The following is a 22,521-nucleotide window of genomic DNA, read 5'->3' on the forward strand; positions in this document are numbered from 1 at the left end:
CATGACGTATCGCGTGGGTATCGACGTTGGTGGCACGTTCACCGACTTCGCGATGTTGAAGGGCGGCCAGGTCATCCTTCACAAGAACCTCTCCACACCCGAGGACCGCTCGGTCGGGGTTATGAACGGCTTGGCCGCCCTGGCCGGGAAGGAGGGGCTGGATCTGGCAGACTTCCTGGGCCAATGCGATGCCATCGTTCACGGCACGACGGTGGCCGACAACACACTGATCGAGATGAATGGCGCGCTCACCGGCCTGATCACCACTGAAGGCTTCCGCGACGAGATCGAGTACCGGCGCGGGTTCAAGGAGGACATCTGGGACGTTCGCCTGGAACCGCCCAAGCAGATCACCCCGCGCCGCCGCCGCCTCACGGTGCCCGAGCGCATGCTGCATGACGGGACCGTCCACAAGGCGCTGGACGACGCCGCGGTGCGCGAGGCTTGCCGCCGCCTGGCGAAACAGGGGGTGCAATCCGTGGCGGTTTCGCTGCTGTTCTCCTTCGTCAACCCGGCGCATGAAAAGCGCGTGGCGGAAATCGTGGCGGAGGAGATGCCGGGCGTGCAGGTGTCCGTGTCCCACCAGGTGCTGCCGCGGTCGCCGGAATATGACCGGACCAGTACGACGGTGGTGAACGCCTATGTGGCGCCGCGCGTGACCTCTTACCTGGAAAGCCTGGTCACGCGGCTGAAGGGGGCCGGCTACCGCCGCCAGATGATGGTCATGCAGGCGTCCGGCGGCGTCATGACCAAGGAATATATCGCGGGCTCACCCATCCGCGTGCTGGCCTCCGGACCGGCCGGCGGGGTGGTGGGGTCGGCCCACGTCGGGGCCGCCAAGGGGCATCCCAACCTGCTGTGCGTCGACATGGGTGGCACGTCCTACGACATGTCCCTGGTGCTCAACGGTGCCGCGCCGGCGGAGGCGGGCTGGAACATGCACCACCGCTATCTGATCGGCGTGCCGATGGTGAAGGTGGAGACGCTGGGGGCGGGGGGCGGTTCCATCTGCCACGTCAACGGCGGTGCGCTTCAGGTGGGGCCGGCCTCGGCCGGATCGGAACCAGGACCGATCTGCTACGGCCGGGGCGGCACGCGCCCGACCGTCACCGACGCGCTGGTCATGCTGGGCATCCTGTCCACGGATGAGGGCTTCGCCGGCGGCAGCTTCCGGCTGACGCGCGCCGGCGTGGAAGAGGCCTTCGCCGAGATCGGCGCCGCGCTGGGCTGTTCGGCCGAGGCGGCGGCGTTCGACTGCTGGCGCGTCGTGAACGCGAACATGAGCCAGGGCGTGCGGCGGACCACGGCCGGCAAGGGCATCGCCCCTCAGGACCTCGTCATGCTGGCCTACGGCGGCAACGGCCCGGCCTTTGCCGGCATCCAGGCCGAGGATCTGGGCATCGGCCGCGTGCTGGTGCCCAAGGCGTCGCCCACCTTCTCGGCCTTGGGCACTTTGGTGGCCAACCCCAGCATTGATGAGGAACGGTCCTGTATCGCCAAGGCCGACGCGCTGGATCTGTCTAAGCTGAAGGCGCTGTGGGCTGAACTGGCCGGCCGGGCCGAGCGGTATTTCGCCGACGCCGGCTTCCGGACGGACCAGGTGGTGGCGAACTACCAGATGAACATGCGCTATGCCGGGCAGAATTTCGCGTTGACCTTCGATGTGCGGGCCGACGGGCGCCTGCACGATCTCGATTTCATCGACGCCACGCTTGGGGAAAGGGCTGTCGCCCTTTTCAATGAGCGCCACATGGCCGAATACAACCATATCCGGGAGTTCGAGACGCCGGAGGTCATCGGCGTGCGCCTCGCCTCCCATGTGGCCACCGCCTCGCCCCCCGTGGCCGCCGGCTTCGACGCGCCGCGGGCGCGGCCCACGCCGGCCAAGACACGGCGGGCCAATCTGGGCCGGGGATTCCAGGTGACGGACGTTTTCCAGGGCGGCGACCTGAAACCGGGGCATGAGATTGCCGGACCCGCCATCATCGATGAGACCTTCACCACCATTGTGGTCTATCCGGGCTGGCGGGCGGTCGTCGACGATGCCGGCGACTATGAATTGAACCGTGTCTGAAGGACCCGCGACGACGGCGCTGGGCTGCGAGGCGGAGCGGCATTGGGTCAGGGGGGACCGGACCGGCCTGGCCATTCCGGCGCACCCCGAGGCCCTGCTTGTCGCGGGTGACGGCTTCCTCACCGGGGCCTTCCAGGCCGCCGGCGCGTTGGCGGCGGACAATCGCGTCACGCAAATCGCGGCGGTGGAGGATTGTCCGGGCGGCAGCACCGGGCGCAAGCTGTTCCTGCGGCTGACTTATGAAAAGCCGGCCGCCGGCCTGCCAACGGATCTGTTCGTCAAATTCTCCCGTGATTTCGACGACCCGATCCGCGATCGCGCCAAGGACCAGCTGGCGCCGGAGGTGCGGTTCGCGGAGCTGTCGCGGCATCCCGCCTTTCCCATCGCCGTGCCTCGCACCCTGTTCGGGGATTATGAGGCGGCGTCGGGCACGGGATTGTTGATCACCGAACGGGTGGCGTTCGGGGTCGGCGGCATCGAACGGCATCACGAAAAGTGCCTGGACTATCTGATGCCCGATCCGCTGGCGCACTATTCCGCGATCGTCACGGCGCTGGGCCGCCTGGCCGGAGCCGGCCAGGCCGGAGCCCTCGCCGATGAGGTTCGGGCGCTGTTCCCGTACGATGCGGAGGGGGCAGCCGCCCGCGACCCCATCCGGTACGATGCCGCCCGCCTGCAGGGCCGCGTCGGCCGGCTGGCCGATTTCGTGCGGGACTATCCCAGGCTGCTGCCCGAACGGCTCCGCGCGCCAGTCTTCCTGGCGCGCCTGGCGGATGATATGCCCGAGGCCGTGGCGCGCGCGGGCGCGGTCAAGCGCTTCCTGGCCGGGGATACGGCCTTCGTCTCGCTCTGTCATTGGAACGGCAACGTGGACAACGCCTGGTTCTGGCGGGATGCCGCGGGGCACCTGCGGTGCGGCCTGATGGATTGGGGGCGGGTGGGGCAGATGCACGTTGCCCTGGCCCTCTGGGGTACGTTGAGCGCCGCGGAGCCGGACCTGCTGGCCAACCATCTGGATGCGCTGCTTGGCCTTTTCCTGGCGGAATTGGCGGCGGCCGGGGGTGGCGCCCATGCCGTGGAACGGCTGAGGGAGCGGCTGTTCCTTTACGTCGCCACCATGGGCTTGGCCTGGCTGATGGACGCGCCCGCGCTGATCCGGCGTGAATTGCCCGCCCTGGATCCGGCGTGGGATCGCTACGCCGCCTGTTTCAGTGGAAACGAGGTGGCGCGCACCCAGCTGCACATGCTGACCAATTTCCTGACGCTATGGGAGCGGCACGATTTCGGCCGCCTGCTGGCCGGTTTCCCGGCCAGCGTGGCATGACCGTCAGTCCAAGGCCCGTCAGCCCAGAACCGAGCGGACGGCGGCCACGATGTCGTCCGGTTGGACGAGGTACGCGGCCTCCAGCGGTTTGGAGAAGGGCACAGGGGAATAGGGCGCACCCAGGCGGCGGATGGGCGCCTTAAGCGCGCCGAACAGTTCTTCCTGGATGGTCGCCGCGATCTCCGCGCCGACGCCATGGTTGCGCAACGCCTCGTGCACGATCACGGCGCGGCCGGTCTTCCTGACCGACGCCAGCACGGTTTCCCGGTCCCAGGGCGCTACCGTGCGCAGGTCGATCAATTCGACCGACACGCCCTCGGCCTTCAGCGCCTCGGTGGCCTTGCGGGCTGTCAGCACCATGGCGGAATAGGCGACGATGGTGACGTCGCCGCCCTCTTCCACGATCCTGGCCTTGCCCAGCGGGATGGGGGCCAGGTCGTTCGGCACCTCTTCAAACGTCCGCAGCGTCATGGCGCTCATGATCATCAGGCAGGGATCAGGATCGTCGATGCAGGACAGCATCAGCCCAAAATAATCGCTGGGCGTCGAGGGTGCCACGACCTTGATGCCGGCGGCGTGGGCGAACCAAGCCTCCAGGTGATCGGCGTGCTGGCCCGCTGTCGAGACGCCGGCGCCGGTCAGGGTGTGGATGGTGAGGGGCACGCTGGTCTGGCCACCCGACATGAAGCGCAGCTTGGCCGCGTGGTTGAAGATCATGTCCATGGCCACCGTCGTGAAATTCATCAGCATGATCTCAGCGACCGGCTTGTAACCGCCGATGGCGGCACCGATGGCGGCGCCGATGATGGCTTGCTCGGAAATGGGGGTGGACTTGACACGCTCGTCACCGAAGCGGGTGGACAGGCCCCGGGTGGTGCCGACGACACCGCCGCCCTCGCGGTCGGCCACATCCTCGCCCAGCACGATGACCTTGGGATCCTGCGCCATGGCCCGGGCGATGGCGGCGTTCACGGCGGCGATGCCGTTCAGTTTTGTCGTTGCGGTCATCACGCGATCTCCGTGGCGAAAACGTCGCGGCGCAGTTCGTCAATAGGCGGTAGCGGGCTGGCCAGGCCGAACTGCATGGCGTCGTCCACCTCGGCGGCGATCGCCGTTTCCATGTCCGCCAGCGCCCCCTCCGTGGCGATGCCATCGGCGATCAGGCGGGCGCGGAAGAGCGGCAGGGGATCCCGTTCCATGGCCGCCGCCTTCTCTTCCTTCGTCATGTATTTGTCGTCGTCGCCGAAGACATGGCCGAAAAAGCGGAAGGTCAGCGCTTCGATCAATGTGGGGCCTTCGCCGGCGCGGGCCCGTTCCACGGCCTCGAACGCGGCCGCGTACATGTCGACGGGATCGTTGCCGTCGACGGTGACGCCAGGCATGCCATAGCCGATGGCCCGTTTGGCGATGCGGTCGACCGAGGTGCCGACCTCATACCGGGTGTGTTCGGCGAAACGGTTGTTCTGGCAGACGAAGATGACCGGTAGTTTCCAGACGGATGCCAGGTTCAGGCTTTCGTGGAAGGCGCCGATGTTGGACGCGCCGTCGCCGAAATAGGCGATGGCCACCCGCTGGCTGCCATCCAGCTTCGCCGCCCAGGCCAGGCCGTTGGCGATGGGCATGGAGGAGCCGACGATGCCGGTCGTCACCATCACGCCGCTTTCGGGATGTGTCAGGTGCATGGGCCCGCCCTTGCCCTTGCAGGTGCCGTCGATGCGGCCGGCGATCTCCGCCCACAAGGGGCGCAGGGGCATGCCCTTGGCCACCATGTCGTGGATGCCGCGGTAAATGGTGCAGATCGTGTCATCCTGATTCAGATTGACCGACACCGCTGAGGGGATGACTTCCTGCCCGCGTGCCGAGTAATACGGCATCTGCAGCCGCCCCAGCTTGATGGCCCGGCGTATGGCCTCATCGTTGCGCTCGATGCGGACCATGCGCCGATAGATATCGCGCTGCACCTCCGGTCCCGGAAGGGGCCGGTTCGATACGGGAGTTTGCTGCATGGCGTGTCCCACCCTTTCTTTGGACGGTATCGATCAGTCGATCATCCCGAGGACGGTGCCGACCTCGTAGGTTTCACCGGCCGGCTTGAGGATGCGCAGCGTTCCGGTGGCCGGCGCCTCCACCTCGTTCGTCGACTTGTCGGCCTCCAGCAGGAAGATCGCCTGGCCTTCCGTCACCGCCGCGCCGTCGTCGGCCAACCATTCCGTGATCTGCCCCTCGGACATGGAGAAACCGATCTTCGGAAGCAGAATTTCGATGGCCATGGTGAACGACGTCCTTTCCGTTGGGGGCTGTTATGGCTGGGGGATCGGCGCGGCTGTGCGTGGCGAAACCCGCATGATCCTTAACATCGTGGGCCGGCGTTGGGGGTGTGAAGGGACCGGCCCCGCGCACTCATCGCGGGCGCGATGCGGCGTATCGGCGGAGCGATGATTGAGGGCGGCGGCGGGGGCGGCGTTGCGGATGACGGTGGCGCCCATGATCATTCCGGCCTGTCGCCTCACGGCTGAACGGGACGGGACCGATGACGCTTTACACCACGATCCATCTTCACAACGTACCCGCCGACCGGGGCGGGGAGTATGCCGCTTGGTTTGACAGGCCGCATCGGGCGGACCTGGCGCGCTTGCGCGGCTTCCGGTCGGCGGACCGGTTCGAGGTGACGCCGGAGCAGGTCATGTACATGATCCCGCAGCCCTGGCGCTTCCTCAGCGTCTATGACTTCGACCTGCCGAACCCGGCGATCGACCTGCCGGCGCTGGGGCCTTTGCTGGCCGACGCGCGGGATGGCGGCCTGATCGCCGATGACGGGACGGAACGCATCCACAGCTACCGCATGTATTCGGACTGGAAAGGCAGCCCCAATTGGCGCCCGGCCGAGCCCTTCTCAGGTGTCAGTGTCATTCTCGGCAACTACGTGGCGGGGCGGGCGGCGGAATACCACACCTGGTACGATGAGGTTCACAGCGTCGAGGTGACGAACGTGCCTGGCCATGTGGCCATGAAGCGGGGGGAGCTTTCCGCCCTGCAGATCGAGCCGCGCCACTTTTGCCCGGGCGACCAGCTGGTGCTTTGCGCCCAGCAGACGGATGACCTGGCCTTCACGGTGAAGGAGTTCAGCGATCGCGCTCAGGGCAAGAGCCCCAGCGGCATCGCCATGGCGCCGCGATCCGACGCCGGGTCCTTCGCCCGGACCGTGCACTATTTCCGTAAGATCAGCGGCACCACCTTCTGGGATGGCGGCGTCGCCTATGCCGGCGACATGGCCGTCTATCCGGGGCGGGGCTGAAAAGGGGGGGCGGCGTTCCACCGCCGCCCCGCTCGCGTTCAGAACTTCGCCGACAGCTCGATGCCATAGGTGCGGGGCTCGCCCACGGCCGCCGCGTTTTGGCCCAGTGCGGAGGCCAGCGTCATGCCGCCGACGAAATAGGCGCGATCCAGCAGGTTCTTGGCGAACAGCGCCCCGCTCAGATCGCTGCCCAGGATGTTGCTCCAGCTTACGCGGGCGTTGACCAATGCGTAGCCCGGCAGGCGCGTACCCGGGGCGATCGATCCGGCGGCGTTGGAGAAATATTGGCTGGCCTGGGTGTAGACCTCAACCCGGGCCAATATATCGCCCAGGCGCGCTGGTGTGGGCAGGGTGACCTCGGCATAACCCACGCCCGACCACCGCGGCGTGTCGCCGACCGGGCCGTACAGATAGTTTTGGCCGAACAGCAGGATTCTGCCGTCGGTGAATTCCGCCTGGGTATAGGCGAGTGAGCCGCCGATCTTAAGCCAGTCGGTCGGCAGCACCGATGCCTCCAGCTCCATGCCCCGCACTTCCTCAGACGGGACGTTCGCGGTGACGGCGATGGAGGAAAGGCCGCCGACGCCGTCCGGATCCGGGAATTCCACCCGTTGCACGTCCTGGATCCACTGGTTGTAGACGGCGATGTTCAGGGTGGCCGGGCGCCCGGCCACCTCGCCCCGGTACTTCACCCCGGCCTCGATGTCCTGGGTGTGTTCCGAGGCGAAGACGTTGCCGCCCTGGGTCGCGTCGGCGTTCACCGCTGGTGCGGCGCCGTTGAAGCCGCCGCTGCGGAAGCTGCCCCGTGTCTTCACATAGGTGAACAGTTCGGGCGTCGCCTGGTAGTCCAGCCCGACTTCCCAGCTGGGGTCCTGGAATGTCCGGTGCTGGTCTGGCTGACCGTAGGTGTAGGTGGATCGAGGCAGCTGAGAGATGCCGACATGCTCCCAAGTGTAGCGGACGCCGGCGGTGAAGTGCACGTCCCTGAGCCCGGCGGACGTCAGGTCATAGGTGCCTTGGGTATAGACGGCGTCGGTGTCGTTCATCAGGCGGAAGGCGTTCGTCACCGCGGACGGGGCGATGACCGGGCTGACGTCGAAATAGGTCTGCGGCCAGATGGTGTCGGTCCGCTGGCGCTGGAAATAGGCGCCGACGATGTAGGTCAGGTTCCGGCCCAGGGCCTTGCCCTGCAGTTGCAGTTCATCCGACCAGGAATCCAGGTGAACCTCGTTCCCGTTCTCCCCGGTGCTGACGTTTTCCGTCAGGATGGTGACGAAGGGGGCGCCCAGCTGCGGCTGCTGTGAAATCACGTCGGACTTGGCCCAGCCGAAGATGTTCTTGACCTGGGTGTCGTCCGATAAATCCACAATGGTCGTGTTGCTGAGGTTGTAGTCCGTACCCGTATGGCCGGCCCCGCCCGGATGGTCGGTGACATACGGGCCCAGCTTCCGCTGTTCCGCCACATAGGCCAGCAGCCCGCTGGCGTAGGCCTTGGGATGGGCCGCCAGATAGGCCGCCCAGGCACCGGATCCGGCGACGCTGTCCAGGCCGGGGCCGAACAGCAGCCCGGCGGAACAGGTCAGGGGGAAGCCGTTATTGGTCTGGCCGCAGCCATAGACGCTATAGGTATAGGAGGCGCCTGTGTTGGTGCCGTTGGCATGGCCGAATTGGAAGACGGTGGTGTTGCTGATCCGCTCCGACGGCTTCACCGTCAGCGAACCGCGCACGCCGTCACGCCGCATGTCCCCCAGATATTCATCGTTGTAGACGTTATGGATGTAGCCCGCGCGGCGGATGAGATCGCCCGCGATGCGCAACAGCACCTTGTCCTCGACCAGAGGCACGTTGACCCAGCTTTCCACCTCGCGCAGGTTCAGGTTGCCGAGCCGGACGCGCACGAAGGCGTTAGTCTCGTCGGTGGGCTTGGCGCTGGTGTACAGCACGGCGCCGCCCGTGGCGTTGCGGCCGAACAGTGTCCCCTGCGGTCCCTTCAGCACCTGCACGGAATCGAGATCATAGAAGCTGGAGGCGCCGCTGATGGACAGGGGCACCTCGTTGAGATAGGTCACCACCGCCGAGGGGGAGCCGGAGAAGGTGTCCGCGCTCTGTCCACGGATCGAATAGGTCAGCGAGTTGTTGCCCTGGGTCTGGCGTATCGTCAGGCCAGGTGCCGACAGCTGCAAATCCGAATCCGTCCGGATCTGGCGATCGACCAACTGGTCACCACCAATGGCGGTGATGGCGATGGGTACCCGCTCCAGGCTTTCGGCATGGCGCCGGGCCGTGACGATGATTTCGTCCATGGCCGCCGCTTTCGTGTCGTCCGCGGGTCTCTCATCCGCCCAGGCGGGTGCCACGACGGGCAGCCCGACAAGTAGGGTGGTGACGCGCGCAAGCCGGTTGCGGCGTGCGCGAAGCGCAAGCGTCCTGGTCATTCCCTGGTCTCCCCGTGAAGATTTTATGCGCGGGCGCGAAGTCGGCGGACCCTGGCCGGCGACGTCCGTCCGCCGCGACTTTCTTGTTGCCCGACAAGGCTACGGGGGCGCCCCGCCCGGTCAATGCCTGGGATGGCGGCGTCACGAACCTCTGGAGGAGATGTCCGCCGTCCCTCGCGATCACCCGTCTGGTCCCCAGTTGCCCAGGACTGATGCGCGACTTGATCGGGACCGCCAAGGCCGCGGATTCCGGCTGTTTCCATTGGCGTGGCGCAAGAGCGCGGCGCTATCACGGATTTCGTGGGGCGGCCTGTCCGGTAAGCCGACAGGTGGGCTGGACCGGTGCGCCGGGGTGGCCCGGCAGAGCCCTTCCACAAAAACACACCAAGTTTATGGGAGTGGCTATGGGAGAGCCCAAAGGGACTGTGGCCCAGGGGATGGCGGCCGAGGGGGCGCCAGTCGTCCTCGTTACCGGCGCCAGCGCCGGCATCGGCGAGGCCATCGCGCGGCGTTTCGCGGCCGGGGGCTTCCGCATTGTCGCTGTCGCGCGCCGTCCGGAAAAATTGGCCGGCCTCGCGGCGGCGTTGGCCGACCTCACCCAGGTCGCGACTCTGGCGGGTGACGTGTCGGCGCCGGGCGTGCCCGACCAAGCGGTGGACTTGGCGATGACACGGTTCGGCCGGCTGGACTGCCTGGTCAACAACGCGGGGGCCGGCAAGTGGGCGCCTGTGCATTTGACCGACGACGCCACCCTGGATGAGGTGATCGGGATCAGTCTCAAGGCGCCATTCCGCTTCTGCCGGGCGGCCCTGGGCGTCATGGCCCCCGGTTCCTCGATCATCAACGTCGGTTCGACCTTCGGTCTGGTCGGTGGCCTGAACGGCGGGGCCTACTGCGCGGTGAAGGCCGGCTTGGTCGGCCTCACGCAAACCTTGGCCGCGCAATATGGTGCCCAGGGAATCCGTGCCAACCTGGTGGCGCCCGGTGTCATCAAGACCGATATGACGCGGGACTATTGGGATGCGGCCCCCTTCCAGCGGCTGAACCAGGAAATGACCCCCTTCGATCGCGACGGCACGCCGGAAGACGTGGCCAACACCGTCTATTTCCTGGCCTCGCCTGAGGGCGGCTACATCAACGGCCAGAGCATCGCGCTGGATGGCGGATGGACCACGACCAAGTACCTGAGCGTCGAAGCCTTGACGGCTGAACGTGTCCCTCCCGCCCGTGCTTGACAGAAAGGACCCCCAACATGGTTGCGACAACCGAGGCGGCTGGCTGCCCGTTCACCGGCAAGGGCGGCCCCATCCTTGAGACGGGCTCGCTGATCGATCCGGAAATATCTGCCCGCCCGAAGGCGTATTACGACGCCATGCGCGCCGATGATCCCATCCATCTGGATCCCAAGCTGGGCATGTACCTGGTCTCGCGCTTTGATGACATCCAGAGCATCCAGCGCGATCCCATCACTTTTTCGGTGTATGAGGGCTACAACGCCCAATACGCCAAGGGCTATTTCGAGGAGTTCAAGCAGATCCTCGAACGTGACGGCGGCGGCTATTTTCCCGACGCGATCATGTCGGACCCGCCCTACCACACGCGCATCCGCAAACTGATGGACAACGCCTTCTCCGCCCATCGCGTGCGTGAGCTGGAGCCGCGTATTTCCGAGATCGTGGTCGACGTGCTGGAAGGCATGGCCGACAAAGGCCAGGTGGATGTGGTCAAGGCGTTCTCGGTGCCTGTCACCATCCGCGTGATCTGCGAACAGCTGGGCATCGCCCAGTACAACGCGGACAACATCCAGCGCTGGTCGCTGGCCGTCACCGCCCAGATCGGCCGCATGCAGAACCGCGAGCAGATGATCGAGAACGCCAAGGGCCTATGCGAACTGCAGCATTTCCTGATCGCGCAGATCAGGGACCGTCAGGATCACCCCAAGGAGGATATGATCTCGGATCTGGTGCATGCCCGCACGGACGACCAGGCGGAACCGACCCTGACGTTCAAGGAGGTCGTCTCCCTGGTCCGCGCCCTGATGATCGCGGGGAACGAGACGACCGCCACGGCCATGACCAACATGTTCTACATCCTGGCCACGCAGCCCAAGGTGGCCGAGATCCTGAAGCGATCGGCGGATGACGATCGGCTGCTTTCCCGCTTCGTGGAAGAACTGCTACGCATAGAACCGCCCGTGCGCGGCCTGTCGCGCATGACGACGAAGGAGGTCGAGGTCGGCGGCAAGCTGCTGCCCAAGGGGGCGCACCTGCTGCTGATGTACGCTTCGGCCAACGACCAGGAGGATGTCTTCCCCTGTCCGCGCGAATTCGACATGGAACGGTCCAACCTGGGCCGGCATGTCGCCTTCGGCGGCGGGCCGCACCGCTGCATCGGCCTGTCGCTGGCCCGCATGGAGATCCGGGTGGCGGCCCGCGAGGTGATCCGCCGGCTGGACCATTTCAAGCTGGACATCCCTGTCGAGGAAATCCGCTACCTGCCGACGGTGGCGACCCATTCGATCGAGAAGCTGCCCGTCAGCTTCTCCCGGCGCGTTTGAACGGGGAGGGGCGGGTGGCCCAGGAACTGGAGGGCAAGGTCGCCATCGTTACCGGTGGCGCCAGCGGCATCGGCCGCGCCACGGCGGAACGGTTTGTCGCGGAAGGGGCGAAGGTCCTGATCGCCGACATCAACGACAGCGCTGGCGCGGCGCTGGCCGCCGGGCTGGGCGCCGCGGCGCGCTACCAGCACGCGGATGTGTCGCGCGCCGACCATGTCCAGGCACTGGTCGACGCGGCGGTGGAGTGTTTCGGCGGCCTCCACATCATGTTCAACAATGCCGGCATTTCCGGGGGCCGGCATCCGCATTTCCTGGACGACGACCTTGAGGATTTCAACCAAGTCATCGGCATCAACCTGTTTGGCGTGATGGCCGGCACCCAGCGCGCCGCCCGGCATATGGCGCGCAATGGGGGCGGGGTGATCCTGAACAACGCCTCCATCGCGGGCGTGATGGCGGGGCAGGCGCTGATGAGCTATCGCGCCAGCAAAGCGGCGGTTATCCATCTGACCAAATGCCTGGCCATCGACCTGGCCCAGTACGGCATCCGGGTCAACTGCCTGGTGCCCGGCCATATCCGCACACCGATCCGGTCCATGACGAGCAGTGCCGTTTCCATGGAATTGCAGGAACGGATCGAGGTGGCGCTGAAGCCGGTGTGGGATTCCAACAAACCCCTGAAACGGGACGGTGTGCCCGAGGATGTCGCGCAGGCGGCGCTTTTCCTGGCCGGGGACCGGGCCGCCCAGATCACCGGGGCGATCCTTCCGATCGACGGCGGCATCTCCGCTGGCGACCCGGTCAATCATCTGCAGGAACTGCTGGCGACGCAGGCGGCCGTCGTCGCGGGGAATTGAGGGGGACAGCAAAGATGAGCGCGCTTGAAGTCACGTTTGTGGAAGAGGACGGCACGGTCAGGACCGTCGCGGCCGACGCCGGCCAAACCCTCATGGAGGCCGGCAAGGGTAATGGCGTGGTGGGTATCCTGGCCGATTGCGGCGGTTCCTGCGCCTGCGCCACCTGCCATGTCTATGTGGACGCTGATTGGCTGGAGGCCGTCGGCGCGCCTGACGACGTCGAGGCGGAGATGTTGGACATGGTGTCCGACGTGCGGCGGGACACCAGCCGCCTGGCCTGCCAGATCCGCCTGACCGACCGGTTGAACGGCCTCAGGGTGGCTGTGGCGCCTTACGCCTGACCGCCCTGGAAAGGGGCCGGTGCTTCAAAGCCGGCCCCCCCTGGCTGTCCTTCAGGCGGACGCTTGCAGTTGGTCCAGCCGAAAGTCGCAGCTGTCCGCCGTCTGCTGGATCTCGATGACATTGCCTTCCGGATCGCGGCCGTAGATCGACTTCACATGGCCCATGTCGATGGGACCCGGTTGGCGGAAGGTCATGCCCAGCCGTGTCAGCCTCTGGTATTCCGCCTCGATGTCGGTCACGTCGATGCACATGTGGGTGTAGCCCTTGTCCTGCGGATCGCGGGCGCGGGTCTCGCCTATGGGCGCACGGAACTGGAACAGCTCCATGTAACAGGCGCCTGCCCGCAGCATGGCGCCGCGCGCGGCCGACCCGGGCACGTCGATCAACTGGTCGATCATCTCCGCGTCTTGCCAGGCGAATGGTTCGCCCACCACCTCGAAACCGAAGGCGTCGCGGTAGAAACGGATCATGCGGTCAAGGTCGCGGCAATGGACGGCCACATGGTGGATGCCCCTGATCATCGTACTGCCTCCCCAGTCTGTTCGACGGTCCTGTTCGATGTTTTCAAACCGACCATGATCCGGCGGCCTCCGGCGGACAACGCCAATGGCGCTACTGGCAGGCGCAGACAATTGCGGTTGCGCGCCCCGTCATTCGGGCCCCGGACTTACACGGGTATGGTTGGGGCCAAAGTCGATGACTGAAAGGATGGATGATGGGGAGGACGCTTATCGTCGGCGCGACGATCTGGGATGGGACCGGCGCGCCGGCCCGCAAGGGCGACGCCCTGGTCGTCGGCAATCGCATCGAGGCCGTTTGCTGGGAGCCGGGGCGGTTGAGCGCCGACGGCGGCGATGTGGTCAACGCCACCGGGCTGTTTCTCATGCCCGGCATGACGGAGGGCCACGCGCACCTGTCGTTCGAGGCGGTGGCCGCCACGGAGGACTTGATCAAGCCCGCGCCGGAGGAGCAGGTGTTTGCGGCCGCACGCGGCGCCAAGGCGTTGCTGGACGCCGGGTTCACCAGTGCTTACGGCGCGTCGGAGGCGAAGCTGCGCCTTGCTGTCGCCGTGCGCAATGAGGTGAACGCAGGCCGCCTGCCCGGCCCCCGCATCCGCGCCGGTTCCCTTGAGATCTCCGTCACCGGCGCCATGGGGGATGAAAGTCGCAACCACGACCCCCGCCCGGGTGGGCCGTCGCTCATCGTCGACGGGGTGGAGGAGATGCGCAAGGCCGTGCGCCTCTGCTGCCGTGAAGGGTGCGACAACATCAAGCTGGACGTGTCCGGCGACCCCTTTTATCCGAACACGCCGGGCCACACGACGCCCATGACCTTCGATGAGATTCGGGTGGCCGTGGAAACCGCCCACGCCTATGGGCGCAAGGTCGTCGCCCACACTCGGTCGGCCGAGGGCTCCAAGGCCTGTGTCCGCGCCGGGGTCGATGCGCTGTTCCATGTCGAATACTCCGATCCCGAACTGCTGGATTTGCTGGAGACGGCAAAGGACCGTCTCTTCGTCGTGCCGACCGTCAGCCTGTTCCACACCATCGTCAGCGGCGAGGCTGCCGGCCACGGCCTGACACCGGAGGTGGGCGGCTACATGGGTATTCCCGGTCTGCTGGAAGAGTCGGTGAAGACCCATACGGAATTGCGCAAGCGCGGCATCCGCCACCTGATCGGCGGCGATTATGGTTTCGCCTGGAGCCGGCAGGGGACTAACGCCCGCGACCTGAAATTCTTCGTCGACTACTACGGCTACACCCCCGAGGGGGCGCTGGCCTGTGCCACCCGCAACGGCGGCTTGGCCATGCGCGATGGCGGCGACCTGGGAACGCTCGCCCCGGGCTCGTTGGCCGACCTGCTGCTGGTGGATGGTGATCCCTTGGCGGACGTTTCGATCATGACCGATTCCGCACGCCTGCTTCTCATCATGACGGACGGCCAAGTCCACAAGAACACGACCATGGCCCCGGCACGCGTCAACGCCGCCTGGCCGACCCTGATATAAATCGGAGAGATGCTCGACATGACCATGGCAGCTGAGAAAACGCAGCCCGGCGCGGCACGCTGCCCGGCGGACAGCACGCAGGACATCATCGCTCGCGATAAGGTGGCGGCGCCCGGCTGGGTGCGCTCGGAATCCTACGCCTTCCTGGGCGACGGGGACGTGTCGACGGATCGTTACATCGACCCCGATTATGCGAAGGGGGAGTTCGAGCGGCTGTGGACCCGGACCTGGCAGTTCGCCTGCCGGGAAGAGCACATCCCCAACGTGGGCGATTATTCGGTCTACGATGTCGGCCCCTACAGCTTCATCGTGACCCGGGTGGGCGAGAACGACATTCGCGCTTACTTCAACGCCTGCCTGCACCGGGGCACCAAGCTGCGGCCGTCGGGGACGGAAGGCAGCGCCGCTGAGTTCAAATGCCCCTTCCATGGCTGGAGCTGGAACCTGGACGGCTCCAACAAGAACATCCTTTGTGCCTGGGACTTCCCCCACGCCGATCGGGAAAAGTTCCGCCTGCCTGAGGCGCGGGTGCAGGTCCTGGGCGGTTTCGTCTGGGTCAACATGGACCCCGATGCGCCCAGCCTGGAGGATTATCTGGGGCCGGAGGCGCTGGCCCATATCAAGGCCTGGCGGCTGGAGCACCGCTACATCCATGTCCATGTGACCAAGAGCTTCCCCGCCAACTGGAAGCTGACCATGGAGGCCTTCATGGAGGCCTATCATGTGCTGGAGACCCATCCGCAGGTGGCGCCGTCCAACGCTGACGCGAATTCGCAGTACGACGTCTACGGCGACCATGTGAATCGCTTCATCTCGCCCCTGGGCGTCTGCAGCCCGCATCTGGGCGGCCAGTATTCTGAGCAGGACATCCTGGACCAGTTCACCGTGGGCGACAGTTCCATGCTGGGCGAGGGGCGGCCCAAGGTGGGCGACGGCACGGCCCGGCAGGCGATGGCCGACATGTTCCGGGCCAGGTTCTCGCAGGCGACCAACAGCGACCTCAGCGCGGTGTCGGATTCCGAGATTCTCGACTGCTTCTCCTACACCGTTTTTCCCAACACCTTCCTGTTTCCCGGCATCTCGCTGCCCATGGTCTACCGCTTCCGGCCCGACCCGCGCGACCACCGGCGCTGCATCTATGAGGTGATGTTCCTGCGACCGGTGCCCAAGGACGGCGTCCGCCCGTCGCCGGCGGAACCGGTGGTGCTGACGGATGAGCAGTCCTTCACCGAGGCCGACGGCATGGACCCTGGGTTCGGCCGTATCCTGGACCAGGACACCGACAATCTCTTCGCCCAGCAGGAAGGGCTGGAGGCCAGCGCCAAGCACGGGCTGACCCTGGGCAATTACCAGGAAATCCGCGTCCGCCATTTCGAGCGGGCGGTCGACAAATACATGGCTCTGCCACCGAAGAAGCCCTGCCTGCACCGCTGAGCGGTGACCGATCCACCGGTCTGAAGCATCCGCCGTCCCCGTGCCGGGGGGCGGCGATGGGGCGGTGCGGTTGTGCTTTGACAAGAACAAACGACGCGGGAACGCGCCACCGCGGTCAGGGAGCCGCGATCATGGGGCTGGGGGAAACGATGACGAAATGCAAACCAATGCTGGTGGCCTGGGCGCTATCCGCCGCCGCCTTCTGGGCCGTCTTGCCGGCATCGGCGCCGGCGCACGCCGAAGGGGTGCCCCAACCGGACGCCGCGTCGCCGGCCACGGCGCCCGATGTGGAGGAGATCATCGTGACGGCGCGCAAGCGCCAGGAGTCCATCCTCAAGGTGCCGGTGGTGGAAACGGCGCTGACGGAAGCGACCCTGGATCGGGCGCAGGCGGTGGATCTGCGCAGTATCGCCGCCCACGTGCCCGGCCTGGTGATGGGGGCCGGCACCCTTTCAGTGGGTAATCAGGTCTCGATCCGCGGTGTCGGCACCACCAGCCTCGACGCCGGTGTCGACCAGTCGGTGTCCCTCAATATCGACGGGCTGCAACTGACCCAGGGCCTGGCCTATAAGGTCGGCTTGTTCGACCTGGCCCAAGCCGAAGTGTTGAAGGGGCCGCAGTCGCTGTTTTTCGGCAAGAACAGCCCGGGTGGCGTCATATCCTTGCGGTCGGCGGACCCTGGCGACAGGGTCGAGCTGATCGCGCGCAGTGGTTATGAGGCCGAGGCCCGGGAGTGGCGCAACGAGGTGATCGTCTCCGGCCCGCTGACGGACACGCTGGGCATCCGGCTGGCCGGCATGTACGACACGACGGATGGCTACTTTGACAACCACGGCGCGGCCGTTCCCGGTCTGGGTGGTGCCGCCACCGATGGCCGCTTCGCCGCCGCCAGGAACTACATTCTGCGCGGCACGGCCGTATGGAAGCCCTCCGAGGTTTTCGATGCGCGCCTGAAGGTCAACATCGCACACGACCGGGTTGCCGACGGCGGCATCCAGCAGATGGCATCCTGCCCGGATGGCGTGGCGGGCCCAAATGGCATCCCGTTCATCAACCCCAAGGACGACTGCCGCCTGAACCGGGACATGTGGGTCGTGAACTCCGACCCGGCGGCCTTTCCCGGCATCCGCAACAGCGGCGTCAGCTTTTCCGATCAGGGCCAGAAGTTCGGCACGCTGGAGATGAACGTGAACCTGACGGACGCGCTCGCGCTCACCTCCGTCAGCGGCTATTACCACCTGCGGCAGGACAGCCTGATCAACGGCACGGCGACCGGTGCGGCTGGCGCGGCGCTTGACGCCGACAACCACTTCACGCGCGAAGATTTCACGGAAGAGCTCCGGCTAAGCTCCGACTTCTCCGGCCCGATCAATTTCACGGCCGGCGGCTTTTACCAGAACGGGCAAATGTCCAACCGCATCTGGGTGATGGGCAATACCAAGCTGGGTCTGCCGGCGACACTGCAGTTGGGGTCGCACCATGTGGACATTGAATCCGCTTCCGCCTTTGGCCAGTTGCGCTGGCGGCCCATCGACCAGGTCGAAGTCTCGGGCGGCGTGCGTTTCACCGACGAACGGCGTAGCGACCGGGAAATCAACGCCATCACCGGAACGGACGTGGTCGTGCCGCTGGCCAAGCCCAATATCGGATCGGACAATTTCTCGCCGGAGTTCACCGTTTCCTACATGCCGACCGACGACCTGACGGTCTTCGGTTCGCTGAAACGTGGCTACAAGTCGGGGTCCTTCAGCATCACCACCATCACCGCGGCGGGCAGCGACAATTCCTTCGGAGACGAGAAGGTTGACGGCGGCGAGGTCGGGCTGAAGTCCCGCTGGCTGGACCGCAGCCTGTCCCTGAACTTGGCCGGCTATTATTACTCCTACAAAGGTTTGCAGGTGGGGGCGAACGAGCCGCCGCAGGGCGGCACGGGCCCCATTGTGTTGCGTACCATCAACGCCGGCGCGGCCGAAGTCTACGGCATCGACTTCGATGTCAACTACCAGCCGCCGTCGGTGGCCGGCCTGACGTTGCGCGGCTCTGTGAACTGGAACCACGCGCGCTTCACGGCTCTGGACAAGGTGCCCTGCTGGGGCGGGCAGACCATCGCGCAGGGCTGCAACGAGGTGATGGATCCGGCCACGGGCCGCTACACCTCGCAGAACCTGGACGGCAAACCCCTGGTGCGGGCGCCCGACTGGCAGGCGAGCGTCGGCTTCGACTACACGATGCCGGTCTGGGAGGGGAAGAACCTGACCTTCAGCACCTCGGGCCAGTATTCATCACGCTACCTCACCAACCTGCTGGCCCGTGACGATTTCTATCAGGCTGCCTTTTTCAAAACCGACGCCAGCGTCACGCTCTCTGGCGTGGGCGGCCGTTGGGAAGTGGCGCTGATCGGCAACAACCTGACCGACAAGATTACCACCGGCAACTGCACCAACGGCAATTTCGCGTATGGCCAGATCCTGGGTGGTCAGCTGACGGGCAGCAACGCCGTCGGACCCGCCGGGACCGACGAATTGCTGTGCTTCGCCGATCGCGGGCGGGAGCTGTGGACCCGCCTGACCGTCAAGTTCAACTGACGGGTTGGGGGCGGGATGGTGGGACATCCGCCCTCAACCTGCGAGCCAAGCCATAGGGAGCCGGTTTCGTGACCAAGACCGTCGTGACGCTCGACGACCGCTATCATCAGCGGTCGGGCCGGGTCTTTCTTTCCTCGATGCAGGCCCTGGTGCGCCTGTCGATCGACCAGGCGCGCCGGGACCAGGCGGCGGGTCTGCGTACCGCTGGATATGTCAGCGGCTATCGCGGATCGCCGATCACGACCTTGGACGCCCAGCTCTGGGCTTCCCGCACGCTGCTGGAGGAACATCACATTCATTTCGAGCCCGGATTGAATGAGGAATTGGCGGCCACCAGCCTGCGGGGAACCCAGCAGCACCTATGGTTTGGCCCCTCGCAATATCAGGGCGTTTTCGCCCTGTGGTACGCCAAGGGGCTGGGCGTCGACCGCGCTTGCGAGGCGTTGAAGCTGGCCAACTTTGAAGGCACCGCGGCGAAGGGCGGCGTCCTGGTGGTGGCCGGCGACGACCATGCGGCCAAGTCATCCGCCTCGGCGCACCAATCCGAGCACACCCTGATTGTTGGGTTCATTCCCGTGCTGGCGCCGTCGACGACGGACGAGATCCTGGAATTCGGCCTGGCGGGATGGGAGATGTCGCGCTTCAGCGGGCTCTATGTCGGGCTGAAGACGGTGACGGACACATTGGACCTTACCTCATCCGTGTTGCTGCCGGAGCCACGGTTCGTGCGTCCTGATTTGAGTGGCGGCGGCCCGCTAAACCTGCAGCGCGGGCTGCCGGCCCTGCGGCAGGAGGCGTTGGTCTTGAATGAACGGCTGCCGGCAGCCATCGCCTTCGCCCGCGCCAATGCCCTGAACCGGGTGGACATCGCCCCGCCGGTGCCCCGGCTTGTCATTGTCACCGCCGGCAAATCCTGGTTGGACGTCCGGCAGGCGCTGCGCGATCTGGGATTGGGTGATAAGGAATGCCGGGACATCGGGCTGGGCGTCGTGAAGTTCGGCATGACCTGGCCGCTGGATCAAGACTTCGCGCGGGGGGCCTGTGCCGGCGCGCGGGCGTTGCTGGTCGTGGAGGAAAAGCGGCCGGTGCTCGAGGACCAGTTGGCGGTGGCGCTCTACGGTCTGCCGGGTGACCGGCCGGAGATCCTGGGTAAGCGGGATGAGACGGGCCGGCCGCTTTTCCCCTTGGACGGCGTGCTGGAACCAGGGGCGATCCGCCGTGCCCTGGTCCGCCAACTGGATCGGCTGGGCATGCTGGACGCGGGGACACGGGCGCGTGCCGCCGCCCTGCTGGCGATGGAGGCGATGGCGGCGGCACCGGCGGCACCGGCGGCGGCCATTCGGCCAGCCTATTTCTGTTCCGGCTGTCCGCACAACACCAGCACCGTTGTGCCGGACGGCAGCATGGCCATGGGGGCCACGGGGTGCCACGGCCTGGCTGCCTTCATGCCCGAGCGCCGGACCATGAACGTGGTGGGGATGGGGGCGGAGGGGCTGACCTGGGTCGGCGCCCAGCATTTCGTGGACACGCCGCACATGTTCGCCAACATGGGTGACGGCACTTATACCCATTCCGGCAGTCTGGCCATTCGGGCCGCCCTGTCGGCCAAGGCCAACGTCACCTTCAAGATTCTTTATAACGACGCGGTCGCAATGACGGGTGGCCAGCCGCTGGAGGCCGATGTTTCCGTCGAGATGATCGTGAAAGAGCTGCGGGCCGAGGGTGTGGACCCGGTGGTGCTGGTCAGCGACGATCCCGCCAAGCATCGCCGCGCTGACCTGCCGGCGGATTTGCGCATCCTGCATCGTGATGAGCTGGACGCCGTTCAGCGGGAGCTGCGCGATGTGAAGGGCGTTTCCGCCATCGTTTACGAGCAGACCTGCGCCAATGAAAAGCGCCGCCGGCGCAAGCGGGGCACCTATCCCGACCCCGACATGCGGCTCTACATCAATCCGGCGGTGTGCGAGGGCTGCGGCGACTGCTCGGTGCAGTCCAACTGCGTCAGCGTGACCCCGCTTGAAACCGAGTTTGGCCGCAAGCGTGTGATCGACCAATCCAACTGCAACAAGGATTACAGCTGCGTCAAGGGCTTCTGCCCATCCTTCGTCACCCTGCGCGGGGCGAAGCCAGCGAAGCGTGGTCGCGACATGACGGGCCTGAAGGCCCTGATCGACCAGCTACCCGAGCCGTCGGTAGTGGACGTGTCGGACAGCTATTCCCTGTTGGTGACGGGCATCGGCGGCACCGGCGTGCTGACCGTGGGCGCCATCCTGGGCACGGCCGCCCACATCGAGGGCACGGCGGCCAAGGTGTTGGACATGACGGGCATGGCCCAGAAGGGTGGTGGCGTCATGAGCCACGTCCGCTTCGCCGCTGATGCCAGGGACATCCCCAGCGCCCGCCTGGGTGCCGGCCAGGCGGATCTGCTGGTGGCCTGCGACCTGATTGTCGCCTCGGGGCCGGAGGTGGTGCGTACCCTGCGCGCCGATAGCCATGTCATCGCCAACGAGGACGTGGTTCCGACCGGTGAGTTCCAGACGCGCAAGGACCTGGACCTGCGCCCCGCCACCTTCCTGCAGGCCTTCACGGGCCGGGTCGGGCCTGGGAATGTGGCACTGTTGCGGGCCAACGAGCTGGCGGTCCGGCTGCTGGGGGATACCATCTTCACCAACCTGATGATGGTCGGATACGCGGCGCAGCGGGGCCTGTTGCCGGTCGGTGTTGGGGCCATCCAGCAGGCGGTGCGCCTGAACGGCGCCGCGGTGGAGGCCAACCTGCGGGCGTTCGCCCTGGGTCGCCTGGCCGCCTGGAACCCGGACGAACTGCTGGCGTTCGCGCATCTGGCCGGGACCAGCGCCCCGGCTGACCTTTTGGCGTTGATCGACAGCCGCGCCCGCCATCTCACCGCCTATCAGGACGATGCCTACGCCAGGCGCTACCGCGACTTCATGGCTGGGCTGGAGGCCAAGGTGGTCGGCGTCGCCGCCCCGGGCGCCTTCCTGACGCAGGTGGCGGAACAGCTGGCGCGGCTTATGGCCTACAAGGACGAGTATGAAGTGGCGCGGCTGTACACCTTGCCGGCCTTCCGTGAGGCGCTGGCGGCGGACTTCGATGGCAAGATCAAGGTCGCCGTCAACCTGGCGCCGCCCCTGTTGGCCTTTCGCCGTGACGCGAAGACGGGCCGGCCACGCAAGATCGAATTCGGCGCCTGGATCTTCCCGGTCTTCAAGGTGCTGGCGGCGCTGAAGGGTCTCCGCGGCACCCCATTCGATATTTTCGGTTATACGGCTGAGCGGCGCATGGAACGCCGCCTGATCGACGAATACCGCGATCTGGCGTGGTCGCTGGCGGAATCTCTGTCGGACGTGACCGTGGACCGGGCCGCGGAGATCGCGGGCGCCGCCCGGCTGATCGCCGGCTTCGGGCCGGTGAAGGACGCGGGCGTAGCCGCCTGGCGGCAGCGGGTGGCGGCCCTTCTGGCCGCATGATACTGGCGGCACGAGTTTCTGACTCGTGCCGCGGTAGCCCGCGACTGCGGGCGCCGGAGATTTCTGGGGAGCCGAAGGCGGACTGGAAATCGAGGATCAGCCAAGCCGCCGGATGGCGGCGC

Annotated in this window: 16 protein-coding genes; 11 read left to right on the forward strand and 5 right to left on the reverse strand. The window is 66.3% G+C overall.

Features of this window, described 5'->3' with window-relative positions; all coding sequences use genetic code 11:
* Nucleotide 1 precedes the first annotated feature (1 nt).
* Together FHS74_RS19210 and FHS74_RS19215 are read left to right on the forward strand one after the other, a co-directional pair.
* Nucleotides 2–2,074 (forward strand): hydantoinase/oxoprolinase family protein, encoded by a 2,073-nt coding sequence (locus FHS74_RS19210; protein ID WP_184803626.1) that lies wholly within the window; start codon nucleotides 2–4, stop codon nucleotides 2,072–2,074.
* A complete protein-coding gene (locus FHS74_RS19215; protein WP_211106411.1) occupies nucleotides 2,067–3,398 on the forward strand; it encodes a hypothetical protein in 1,332 nt (443 codons plus the stop codon). The genes FHS74_RS19210 and FHS74_RS19215 overlap by 8 nt, the downstream gene beginning before the upstream one ends.
* Before the next feature lie 18 nt (nucleotides 3,399–3,416).
* Here FHS74_RS19215 and FHS74_RS19220 read toward each other — a convergent pair whose 3' ends face one another.
* Genes FHS74_RS19220 through FHS74_RS19230 form a run of 3 tightly spaced genes read right to left on the reverse strand, consistent with a single transcriptional unit; the run spans nucleotide 3,417 to nucleotide 5,668 of the window.
* Nucleotides 3,417–4,406: an alpha-ketoacid dehydrogenase subunit beta gene (locus FHS74_RS19220; protein WP_184803628.1), complete on the reverse strand. Its 990-nt coding sequence runs from the start codon at nucleotides 4,404–4,406 to the stop codon at nucleotides 3,417–3,419.
* Nucleotides 4,406–5,404 (reverse strand): thiamine pyrophosphate-dependent dehydrogenase E1 component subunit alpha, encoded by a 999-nt coding sequence (locus FHS74_RS19225; protein ID WP_184803630.1) that lies wholly within the window; start codon nucleotides 5,402–5,404, stop codon nucleotides 4,406–4,408. The genes FHS74_RS19220 and FHS74_RS19225 overlap by 1 nt, the downstream gene beginning before the upstream one ends.
* A 33-nt stretch (nucleotides 5,405–5,437) precedes the next feature.
* On the reverse strand, nucleotides 5,438–5,668 hold the full coding sequence (locus FHS74_RS19230) for a biotin/lipoyl-containing protein (RefSeq protein ID WP_184803632.1): 231 nt from the start codon (nucleotides 5,666–5,668) through the stop codon (nucleotides 5,438–5,440).
* A 260-nt stretch (nucleotides 5,669–5,928) separates the two neighbouring features.
* Here FHS74_RS19230 and FHS74_RS19235 point away from each other — a divergent pair, with 260 nt between their 5' ends.
* The gene (locus FHS74_RS19235; RefSeq protein WP_184803634.1) at nucleotides 5,929–6,693 is read left to right on the forward strand and encodes a hypothetical protein; all 765 of its coding nucleotides are present in this window, start codon (nucleotides 5,929–5,931) and stop codon (nucleotides 6,691–6,693) included.
* Nucleotides 6,694–6,731: 38 nt separating this feature from the next.
* Here FHS74_RS19235 and FHS74_RS19240 read toward each other — a convergent pair whose 3' ends face one another.
* Nucleotides 6,732–9,128: a TonB-dependent receptor gene (locus FHS74_RS19240; protein ID WP_184803636.1), complete on the reverse strand. Its 2,397-nt coding sequence runs from the start codon at nucleotides 9,126–9,128 to the stop codon at nucleotides 6,732–6,734.
* Between the two features lie 404 nt (nucleotides 9,129–9,532).
* On the opposite strand from FHS74_RS19240, the gene FHS74_RS19245 reads away from it, so the two are divergent.
* The 4 genes from FHS74_RS19245 to FHS74_RS19260 are packed head-to-tail and all read left to right on the forward strand — an operon-like array spanning nucleotide 9,533 to nucleotide 12,883.
* Nucleotides 9,533–10,363 (forward strand): SDR family NAD(P)-dependent oxidoreductase, encoded by an 831-nt coding sequence (locus tag FHS74_RS19245; RefSeq protein ID WP_211106412.1) that lies wholly within the window; start codon nucleotides 9,533–9,535, stop codon nucleotides 10,361–10,363.
* Between the two features lie 17 nt (nucleotides 10,364–10,380).
* The gene (locus FHS74_RS19250; protein WP_184803638.1) at nucleotides 10,381–11,685 is read left to right on the forward strand and encodes a cytochrome P450; all 1,305 of its coding nucleotides are present in this window, start codon (nucleotides 10,381–10,383) and stop codon (nucleotides 11,683–11,685) included.
* A 14-nt stretch (nucleotides 11,686–11,699) separates the two neighbouring features.
* Nucleotides 11,700–12,542, forward strand: a complete 843-nt coding sequence (locus tag FHS74_RS19255; protein WP_184803640.1) for a glucose 1-dehydrogenase — start codon at nucleotides 11,700–11,702, stop codon at nucleotides 12,540–12,542.
* A 14-nt stretch (nucleotides 12,543–12,556) separates the two neighbouring features.
* Nucleotides 12,557–12,883, forward strand: a complete 327-nt coding sequence (locus FHS74_RS19260; protein WP_184803642.1) for a 2Fe-2S iron-sulfur cluster-binding protein — start codon at nucleotides 12,557–12,559, stop codon at nucleotides 12,881–12,883.
* 51 nt (nucleotides 12,884–12,934) lie between these two features.
* Here FHS74_RS19260 and FHS74_RS19265 read toward each other — a convergent pair whose 3' ends face one another.
* The gene (locus FHS74_RS19265) at nucleotides 12,935–13,405 is read right to left on the reverse strand and encodes a VOC family protein (protein ID WP_184803644.1); all 471 of its coding nucleotides are present in this window, start codon (nucleotides 13,403–13,405) and stop codon (nucleotides 12,935–12,937) included.
* 194 nt (nucleotides 13,406–13,599) lie between these two features.
* On the opposite strand from FHS74_RS19265, the gene FHS74_RS19270 reads away from it, so the two are divergent.
* The 4 genes from FHS74_RS19270 to FHS74_RS19285 all read left to right on the forward strand — a co-directional run bounded on the left by FHS74_RS19270 (nucleotide 13,600) and on the right by FHS74_RS19285 (nucleotide 22,399).
* Nucleotides 13,600–14,892 (forward strand): amidohydrolase family protein, encoded by a 1,293-nt coding sequence (locus tag FHS74_RS19270; RefSeq protein ID WP_184803651.1) that lies wholly within the window; start codon nucleotides 13,600–13,602, stop codon nucleotides 14,890–14,892.
* Nucleotides 14,893–14,910: 18 nt separating this feature from the next.
* The gene (locus tag FHS74_RS19275) at nucleotides 14,911–16,326 is read left to right on the forward strand and encodes an aromatic ring-hydroxylating oxygenase subunit alpha (protein ID WP_184803653.1); all 1,416 of its coding nucleotides are present in this window, start codon (nucleotides 14,911–14,913) and stop codon (nucleotides 16,324–16,326) included.
* 149 nt (nucleotides 16,327–16,475) lie between these two features.
* Entirely contained in the window at nucleotides 16,476–18,911 is a 2,436-nt protein-coding gene (locus tag FHS74_RS19280) for a TonB-dependent receptor (protein WP_184803655.1), read from the forward strand.
* A 68-nt stretch (nucleotides 18,912–18,979) separates the two neighbouring features.
* On the forward strand, nucleotides 18,980–22,399 hold the full coding sequence (locus FHS74_RS19285) for an indolepyruvate ferredoxin oxidoreductase family protein (RefSeq protein ID WP_184803658.1): 3,420 nt from the start codon (nucleotides 18,980–18,982) through the stop codon (nucleotides 22,397–22,399).
* Nucleotides 22,400–22,521 lie beyond the last annotated feature (122 nt).

Origin of the sequence: Nitrospirillum iridis (assembly GCF_014205765.1) — a bacterium.
GTDB lineage: Bacteria > Pseudomonadota > Alphaproteobacteria > Azospirillales > Azospirillaceae > Nitrospirillum > Nitrospirillum iridis.